Origin of the sequence: Paracidovorax sp. MALMAid1276, from assembly GCF_049198005.1 — a bacterium.
GTDB lineage: Bacteria > Pseudomonadota > Gammaproteobacteria > Burkholderiales > Burkholderiaceae_C > Acidovorax.
On sequence record NZ_JBMIRS010000127.1, the window covers coordinates 1 to 8312 of the forward strand.

Here is an 8312-nt window from a genome sequence, read left to right on the forward strand (position 1 = left end):
TGCAAATGCTCGCAATAGCTACGGCTATTGCTGCGCTTTGCGCCTTGCAGTCCATCCCAAACCGGTGCGCGCGCCATCGCGGGGACTTATTCAGCGTCGCCTGAACGCCGGTCAGAACGGCGCGCTGCCCTCGGGCAACGCCGCCTGCAGCTGCGCCACCTGGCGGCGCAGCTCGGTGTTTTCGGCGGTGAGCTCGGCCACGCGGCTGCGCAGCGCGTGCAGCTCGTCGGCACTGCCCCCGGCGCCTCCCTCGGCGCCCCCTGCGGCGGGGCTTACTTCGGAGGGCGCTTCGGTGGGTGCTTCATCGCGCGGCTTGCGCTTGTTCTGCTCGCGCACGCGCTTGGCGGCCTGCTTGAGTTCGTCCTTGCCGGCCACCACGGCGGCCACCTGTTCCTCGGCGGGCAGGGTGGCGACGGCCGCTGCGGCATTGATGGAGATGGTGCCGGACTTGACGGCGGCCACCAGCTCCGGCGCGGCCTGTTTCTGGATCTTTTCGATCATCACCACCTGGCTGCTGCTCAGGCGGGCGGCCTTGGCAATCGCCTCGCGGCTGTTCAGCGGGGCGGGGGCCGGCAGAGAGGCCGCGGCCTCGGGCGCGGTGGCTTCAATGGCAGCGGGTGCTGCCGCTTCGTCGGGCGCCGGTGCCGTGGCTGCCCGCGCCTTGCGCTCGGCCATGATCTCGCGCTTGCGCAGCGCCAGCACCCCGCGCTGGAAGTCCGACACACTGCGCCGGCCCAGGTGCTGGTCGATCATCCACAGGTGCACGTCCTCCATCGACGTGAAACGCGGGTTCTGCACGGTCTGGAAGGGCAGGCCGTGTTTCTGGCAGATGCCGTAGCGGTTGTGCCCGTCCACCAGCACATCGCCCCACAGCACCAGCGCGTCGCGGCAGCCTTCGGTGAGGATGCTGCGCTCCAGCGCCTCGTGCTCCTCCGGGGTCAGGGGTTCGATATAGGCTTTGAGTTCTTCGTTGACGACGATGTTCATGGGGGACGGTGAGGGAGGCGGCTCAGGGATCAGGGGGAAGGGGCGGCATTGTAGTGGCGCCCCTGCCGCTCTCACCGGCCTCTCCGGCCTCTCCGGCCCTACCGGTCACGCGTGCCGCGCAGCGCCAGCCAGCCCGCCACCGCCGTGAAGGCCACCACCACGGCCACGATGATCCAGAAGCCCTGCGCATCGTGGGCCAGGGGCACGCCGCCCACGTTCATGCCAAACAGCCCCGCGAGGATGTTGATGGGCAGTGCCAGCACGGTCACCACCGTCAGCACGAACAGGCTGCGGCTGTTGGACTCCTGCACGCTGGCGGCGATCTCTTCCTGCAGCAGCTTGATGCGCTCCTGCAGGCCCTGCATGTCGCGCAGCACCACCGAGAACTCTTCGGTGGAATCGCGCAGCTCCTGCGCGTCCTCGGCGTTCATCCAGGCGGGCGGATGCTGCAGCAGGCGGAACAGCGCCGCAGGCTCGGGTGCCAGCAGGCGCTGCAAGCGCACCAGCAGGCGGCGCAGCACGCCCAGCCGGGCGCGCTTGTGGTCCAGGCGCCCAGCCAGCAGCGCATCTTCCACGTCATCGATGCGCTGTGTCACGCCCCGCACGATGTTCACCAGGCCCGACGCCTGGGTGCGCATCAGCTCGGCGAGCAGGCCCACGCTGGACCCGGGCGCGTGGCCGGTGCGCACGGCGGTGCGCAGCGCGTCCACCGAGCGCAGGGGGCGCGTGCGCCCCGTCACCATCAGCTGCGGCGCCACGCTGGTCCACAGCGTGGCGATGTCGGAGGGCTCGAAGGCAAAGTCGAAGTGCGCGTCGTTCAGCACGGCGATCAGCGTGTCGTCGTCGCGCTCGATGCGGGTGGAGACCGAGCGGTCCTTCAGCGCGTCGAAAAACGCTTCGGGCAGATCGGCGTGCCGCTCCATCCAGCGCACGGCCTGCGCATGGCTCAGATTGAAATGCAGCCACAGGAAGGGGGTGGGCGCAGCGTGCGTGTGCCGCTTGGCGAGCCACTGCGCGGCCTGGGCGGAGTCCAGCGCCTGGGGCGGCGCTCCTTCGGCCAGCAGGTAGCCGCAGATCAGCCCTGCGGCGTCTGCGCCGTAGCTGAGGCTGGCGGCACCGGCCAGGGGCGGCACGGCAGCAGGGGCAGAGGAGGGGTGGTCGTCAGCGGGCACGGGCCTGCATGGTCGGCCCGGGCAGTGACAGTGCCGTGACAGACATGCGCATGTCACACCGCTGTCACCCCGGGCATCCACCATGCCGCATCGCTTTTTTCTTTGCCGCCTGCCGCCTGCGCAGGCGCTGCCCGCCATGTTCCACGCCAACCACCTCGACACCCAGGAGCTGATGCAGCGCATCGCCAACGACCTGATCGACAGCTATGACGAAGAGCTGGAACTGGAGATCGAGGACCGCAATGTGGACGAGATCGGCGCGCCCCAGCCCACCGACCGGCATGCGCGCCAGCAATATTTCAAGGACCTGTTCCGCCTGCAGGGCGAGCTGGTGAAGCTGCAGGACTGGGTGCAGCACACGCGCCAGAAGGTGGTGATCCTGTTCGAGGGGCGCGACGCGGCCGGCAAGGGCGGCGTCATCAAGCGCATCACCCAGCGGCTGAACCCGCGCGTGGCCCGCGTGGCGGCGCTGCCCGCGCCCAACGACCGCGAGCGCACGCAGTGGTACTTCCAGCGCTATGTGGCACACCTGCCCGCCGCGGGCGAGATGGTGCTGTTCGACCGCAGCTGGTACAACCGCGCGGGCGTGGAGCGGGTGATGGGCTTTTGCTCCGACGAGGAGTACGAGGAGTTCTTCCGCACCGTGCCCGAGTTCGAAAAGATGCTGGTGCGCTCGGGCATCACACTCGTCAAATACTGGTTTTCCATCACCGACGAAGAGCAGCACCTGCGCTTTCTGGGCCGCATCCACGACCCGCTCAAGCAGTGGAAGCTGAGCCCCATGGACTTGGAAAGCCGCATTCGCTGGGAGGCCTACACCAAGGCCAAGGAAACGATGCTGGAGCGCACCCACATCCCCGAAGCGCCCTGGTGGGTGGTGCAGGCGGTGGACAAGAAAAAGGCACGCCTGAACTGCATTGCGCACCTGCTGTCGCAGCTGCCCTACCAGGATGTGCCCCACCCGCCCGTGGTGCTGCCGGACCGGGTGCGCAACCCAGAATACCTGCGCCAGCCCGTTCCCGCCACGATGTACGTGCCCGAGCTGTACTGACGCTGCGGCAACCTTTGCTGCTATTGTTTGTGTAGCTGTCAGTGGTTGGTGGTAAAGCGCTGGGGGCTGAAAAGACCCAAAAATTCAGCGCTCGCCGCGCAGCATCTCGATGGTCGAGATCACGTCGCGCACCTTGAACGGCTTGAGCAGCACGCGCCGCACCTGCAGCGCCTTCATCTGCACGGCGGTGGAGGCGTCGACCTGGTCGGTGGTCACGGCCACGGGCACCTGCGCATCCACGGCAAACCGGGCATCGCGCACCTGTTCCAGCAGCGACATGGCGGCGGGCGCGTCGTCCAGCGACACGATGACGCCCGAGAAACCTTCGGCCGCAAGCCGCTGCGATGCGGTGCGCACGCTGCTGACCTGGCGCACGGCGGGCAGGTTGAGCTGGCGGGCGGTGGACACGATGATGCTGGCCGTGAGCGAGCTGGGCTCGAGCAGCAGGATGGGGCGCTGCAGGCTGGAGGCGGCGCTGCTCATGGGGCGGGCTCCTCGCTGGCGCGGCGCACCAGCTCTTCCACGGCCAGGTCGCGCAGGGACGCGAGGATGGCCAGGTCGATGTCGTCCAGCTGGCGCGGCGTGCGGTCGATCAGGCACAGCGTGCCGATGTTCTGCCCCCCGGGCATCCTGAGCGGCGCGCCCGCATAGAACTGGATGTGCGGCTCGCCGGTGACGAGCGGGTTGTCGGCAAAGCGGGCGTCCAGCGCCACGTCGGGCACCACCAGGGTGTCGTCCTGCAGGATGGCGTGGCCGCAGAACGAGATGCCGCGCGAGGTCTCGCACACGTCCAGCCCGTGGCGGGACTTGAACCACTGTCGCTCGTCGTCGATGAGCGACAGCAGCACGATGGGCATGTCGAACTCCTGGGCCGCAAAGGCGGTCAGGCGGTCGAAGCGCTCCTCGGGCGGGGTGTCGAGGATCAGCAGCTGGCGCAGGGCACGCAGGCGGTCGTCCTCGTTCTCTGGGCGCGGGGGCTCTTGCATGGCGGAAAAGGGCGGGGGCTGTTGCGGTGGCGGCCATTATGGGCCGCGTGCCGTGGCCCAGCCAGCAGCGCCACCCGATGTGCAGCCGCGAACATGCGCAAGGCTGTGCCGCACAAGGTGCCGTACAACGTGCAGTGGGGGGCGCTGCCCTCAGACCCGCTGCGACGGCGTGCCGGCCCGCCCGAACTGGTGCCAGGCCCGGCGCAGCTGTGTGTCGGAGCTGAAGCCCGCCATCAGCGCGGCCTGCGTCACGTTGTGGCCGGCGTGCAGCGCGGCCTCGGCCGTGGCCAGGCGGATGCGGCGCAGGTAGGCCAGCGGCGCGATGCCCGCGTGCTCCAGAAACAGCCGCGTGAGGTGGCGCGGCGAGGTGTGCGCCACGGCCGCCATGGCCGGCACGCTCCACGCGGCATGGGGTTGCTGGCCCACGGCGTCCTGCACCCGGTGCAGCGCCGCATGCAGGTGGCTGCGGTGGTGCAGAAAGGGCGACAGTTCCGGGTCGTGCGGGCCCCGGCGCAGCGCAACCACCATGGATTGCGCCACCTGGGCCGCCACGGCTGGGCCGCAGATGTCGGCAATGCGGTGCAGCATGAGGTCGATGCCTGTGGTCACCCCGGCGCTGCTGTGCACCGGCCCATCGGCCACGAAGACGCGGTTGGATGCGACCTCGCAGTGCGGGTCGGCGCCTGCCAGTTCCTGCAGGTGCTGGTGGTGCGTGGTGGCCCGGCGCCCGCTGAGCAGACCCGCGTGCGCCGCCAGCACCGCCCCGGCACACACGGTGACCAGCTCGCAGCGGTGCGCCGCCAGCCGCAGGCCGCGCAGCCAGTGCAACAGGGCGCGCGCCTCGGGCGTGCCCGTGTCGATGCACTGGCCCGGCAGGCCCACCAGCACCACCCACGCGGGCTCGGGCGGCGGCACGGGCAGCGGGGCCAGCCCGGTCAGCGACACGCCCACCGACGTGACTGCCTGCGGGCTGGGGCCCACGAAGTGCAGCGCAAACGGCTCGGGCCGGCCCTGCGCGCGCTGCACCTGGTTGGCAATGCGCAGCGCTTCGGCGGGGCCGGCCCAGTCCAGCACCAGGCTGCCGGGCAGCAGGGCAAAGTAGACGTGGATGGGATCGCGTGCGGTGGCTGGGGGCATGGCGGGCGGGGGCCGTTCGCGGGCTCGATGTGTGTTGCTGCGGGGGGGGTTCAACGCTGTGCCGGCGGCACGTGCCGCAGCCGTGCGGCCAGCGCGGCGTGGGCCGCCAGGTCGACCGGCCGGTGGTGCACCTGCGCGCTGGCCGGGTGGTTGCCCAGGTAGTTGCCGTTGCGCTGGTTGTGGGCCGGCCGCACGGGCCGGGGTGCAAAGCCGCCGCCGCAATTGGGGCAGACGTTGCCGAGCACCGTGTCCGCGCAGTGGGCGCAGAAGGTGCACTCAAAGCTGCAGATGCGGGCCTGCTCCGCATCGGGCGGCAGGGCGGTGTTGCAGTGTTCGCAGGTGGGGCGCAGTTGCAGCATGGCGGTCTCCTCGGGTCAGGCTGCGGGGGCCAGGCGGGCGAGCGCCTGCCGGGCCGTTGTGACGTGGGCGAATCGCCCGTGGAGCACGGTGGCCGTGCGGGCCCGGATGTCGGCGGCGCGCAACGGCCTGCCATCGGGCTGCACCATGTCCCAGGTGAGGGTGGCGTCCAGGGCGTAGTCCACCTCCCAGCCCAGGTCACTGGCGTGGCGGGCGGTGGTCTCGCAGCACTGCTCGGTGCGGATGCCGCTGACGATGATGCGCTGGATGCCCTGCTGCGTGAGCCACACATCCAGCCCCGTGCCCACCAGCGCGCTGTGGCGCGACTTGGTGAAGCCCGGGCCCGCAAACGGCGCGAGCCCCTGCAGCGGCCGCACATGGCCCGAGGCCAGGGCGAACGGGTTGTCGGCCACCTCGGGGCCGTCGCTGTGCAGCACGCGCACCACCGGCACGCCGCGCGCCGTGCAGCCCTCGATCAGTGCGTTCTGCGCGTCCAGGTAGGCGGGCAGGTCGGTGTCGGTGAAATACGGCCGGTGGCGGAAGGATTCTTGTGCGTCGATCACTATCAGACAGGACTTCATGGCGGTGCTCCAGGGTTTTGGCAAAGAGGATGCCCTGCATGCTGAACGACTGTGTGCCCGGTGTCCGGCCGCAGTGTGCCACGTGGCGATCAATTTGAGACATCTAATAGGCGCCAGGGGAAAACCTGCACCGCCGTGGGGGCTGCGGCCCGGGAGAATTTCATCAAAAAATGCCGTCAGCGCTTATTGAGTAAAGATTCTTTGCTATCGAAATAAAAGCGCTTTCGGTGTCTGGCACGAAACTGGTATGGTGGTCAGGGTTTTCCCTTGGTTTTGACCCATCGACACCCACTGCCCCCGCTGCCCATGCCCCGCCGCAAACCCGCGTTCTCCCTGCTGGCCCTCACGCGCGCCTACCAGCGCAATCTGCGCGCGCTGGCGCGGGCCACGCGTGCGGCCCCGCTGGCACGGGTGAAGCAAAAGCCTCCTGCTGCTGCGCCCCGCACCGTTGCAGCACGGGGCACTGCGGCGGCGGCGCGGGCGCCGGCATCGCGCGGCTTGTGGAAGTCGGGCGTGGCGCCGGGGCCTGCAGGGGCGCGGCGCTTTCATCTCTATCTGCCGCCGGGTCCGCCGCTGCGCCCGGGGCAGACGTTGCCGCTGCTGGTGATGCTGCACGGCTGTGACCAGACGGGGCGCGATCTGGCCGATCTGTCTCGCATGCAGCGCCTGGCGGCGCGCGAGCGCTTTCTGGTGCTCTACCCCGAGCAGGAGCGCCTGGCCAACGCCCATGGCTGCTGGAACTGGTTCGAGCGGCGCAGCGGCAAGGCCGACGCCGAGGCCGCCACGCTGCTGGCCGCCGTGGACCTGGTGGCCCGCCGCCACCCCGTGGACCTGGGCCGCGTGGCCGTGGCCGGGCTGTCGGCCGGGGCCAGCATGGCGGCGCTGATGGCGGCGCGCTATCCGCACCGGTTCTGTGCGGTGGCCATGCACTCCGGCGTGGCGCCGGGCGCGGCAGACTCTGCCGCCACCGCGCTGGCCGCCATGCACGGGCGGCGCGATGCGCACCTGCCCGAGCCTGCCGGTGTGCCAGGCGCGCCGGGTGCAGCGGCGGCGGCCGCGCTGCAGGGCGGTGCGGGCCTGGGTGCGCCCCTGGCGCCGCTTGCTGCGGGTGGGGCGGCACTGGCGCGGCATTTGCCGCCCTTGCTGGTGGTGCACGGCGATGCCGACCGCGTGGTGTCGCTGCGCAACGCAGAAACCACGGCGCAGGCCTGGGCCCAGGCGCTGGGCGCGCGCCCCGGGGCCCCGAGGGTGGTGCGGCGCGGCCAGCGCCACGCCACGCGCGTGACCGAATACCGCACGCGCGGCCGGGCCGTGGTGGTGCTGCGCGAGGTGCAGGGCCTGGGCCATGCCTGGAGCGGCGGCACCGCGCGCAAGCCCTACAGCGACCCGGACGGGCCCGACGCATCAGCGCTGATCTGGGCCTTTGTGGCGCGGCAGTGGGGCTCCTAGACCTGTGTCAGGCTTCAAAAATTTGAGCCAAAACAGGCCTCAGCGCTTATTGGATAAGGGCTTTTTGCTATCGAATTCAGTGCATCGCAGAAAGGTGATGCACCTGCGCAGCGGAGCCTGCCCAGCCACCGCTGCCGCCAACGACATCGCCCCAATCAGTGCATCAGCGCAACTGCCGGGGCGCTGCTGCCGCAGGCAACCCCGCCGGGGCGCCGCCATGCCCGCCCCCTTGCAGCTGGAAGGCGGCCACCACCTGATTCAGCTCATGCGCCTGCTGCTGCAGTGCCGCCGCCGCAGCGGTGGCCTCTTCCACCAGGGCGGCGTTCTGCTGGGTGCCCTGGTCCATCTGCGCAACGGCCTGGTTGATCTGCTCGATGCCGTCGGTCTGCTCGCGGCTGGCCTGGCTGATCTCCTCGATCACGGCCGACACGCGCTGCACGCTGGTCACCACCTCCTGCATGGTGGTGCCGGCGTTCTGGGCCAGGTCCGCGCCCGCCTTGACCTGCTCTGCCGAGTGGCCGATCAGCGCCTTGATCTCCTTGGCGGCCTCGGACGAGCGCTGTGCCAGGCTGCGCACCTCGCTGGCCACCAC

Annotated in this window: 10 protein-coding genes; 2 read left to right on the plus strand and 8 right to left on the minus strand. The window is 70.3% G+C overall.

The genetic code is table 11. From position 1 onward, the window contains the following. Positions 1 to 111 precede the first annotated feature (111 nt). Together ACOQFS_RS08820 and ACOQFS_RS08825 are read right to left on the minus strand one after the other, a co-directional pair. Positions 112 to 987: a plasmid replication/partition related protein gene (locus ACOQFS_RS08820; protein ID WP_421562519.1), complete on the minus strand. Its 876-nt coding sequence runs from the start codon at positions 985 to 987 to the stop codon at positions 112 to 114. A 98-nt stretch (positions 988 to 1085) separates the two neighbouring features. Then, on the minus strand, positions 1086 to 2120 hold the full coding sequence (locus tag ACOQFS_RS08825) for a transporter (RefSeq protein WP_421562527.1): 1035 nt from the start codon (positions 2118 to 2120) through the stop codon (positions 1086 to 1088). A 175-nt stretch (positions 2121 to 2295) separates the two neighbouring features. Here ACOQFS_RS08825 and ppk2 point away from each other — a divergent pair, with 175 nt between their 5' ends. Beyond that, positions 2296 to 3210 (plus strand): polyphosphate kinase 2, encoded by a 915-nt coding sequence (ppk2, locus tag ACOQFS_RS08830; protein WP_421562528.1) that lies wholly within the window; start codon positions 2296 to 2298, stop codon positions 3208 to 3210. An 84-nt stretch (positions 3211 to 3294) separates the two neighbouring features. Here the strand turns inward: ppk2 and ACOQFS_RS08835 are convergent, their stop codons facing one another. The 5 genes from ACOQFS_RS08835 to ACOQFS_RS08855 all read right to left on the minus strand — a co-directional run bounded on the left by ACOQFS_RS08835 (position 3295) and on the right by ACOQFS_RS08855 (position 6271). Continuing rightward, positions 3295 to 3693, minus strand: coding sequence for a histidine kinase (locus tag ACOQFS_RS08835; protein ID WP_421562520.1), 399 nt, complete (start codon positions 3691 to 3693; stop codon positions 3295 to 3297). After that, positions 3690 to 4196: a GAF domain-containing protein gene (locus tag ACOQFS_RS08840; RefSeq protein ID WP_421562521.1), complete on the minus strand. Its 507-nt coding sequence runs from the start codon at positions 4194 to 4196 to the stop codon at positions 3690 to 3692. The genes ACOQFS_RS08835 and ACOQFS_RS08840 overlap by 4 nt, the downstream gene beginning before the upstream one ends. Positions 4197 to 4346: 150 nt before the next feature. Then, positions 4347 to 5333 (minus strand): GlxA family transcriptional regulator, encoded by a 987-nt coding sequence (locus ACOQFS_RS08845; RefSeq protein WP_421562522.1) that lies wholly within the window; start codon positions 5331 to 5333, stop codon positions 4347 to 4349. A gap of 50 nt (positions 5334 to 5383) precedes the next feature. Next, positions 5384 to 5692, minus strand: coding sequence for a DUF1272 domain-containing protein (locus tag ACOQFS_RS08850; protein WP_421562523.1), 309 nt, complete (start codon positions 5690 to 5692; stop codon positions 5384 to 5386). Between the two features lie 15 nt (positions 5693 to 5707). After that, entirely contained in the window at positions 5708 to 6271 is a 564-nt protein-coding gene (locus ACOQFS_RS08855) for a cysteine hydrolase family protein (protein ID WP_421562524.1), read from the minus strand. A 306-nt stretch (positions 6272 to 6577) separates the two neighbouring features. On the opposite strand from ACOQFS_RS08855, the gene ACOQFS_RS08860 reads away from it, so the two are divergent. Next, complete coding sequence (locus ACOQFS_RS08860; RefSeq protein WP_421562525.1) at positions 6578 to 7720, plus strand: alpha/beta hydrolase family esterase; 1143 nt, start codon at positions 6578 to 6580, stop codon at positions 7718 to 7720. Positions 7721 to 7883: 163 nt separating this feature from the next. Here ACOQFS_RS08860 and ACOQFS_RS08865 read toward each other — a convergent pair. Further along, on the minus strand, positions 7884 to 8312 hold a 429-nt coding region (locus ACOQFS_RS08865), incomplete at its 5' end, for a methyl-accepting chemotaxis protein (protein WP_421562526.1).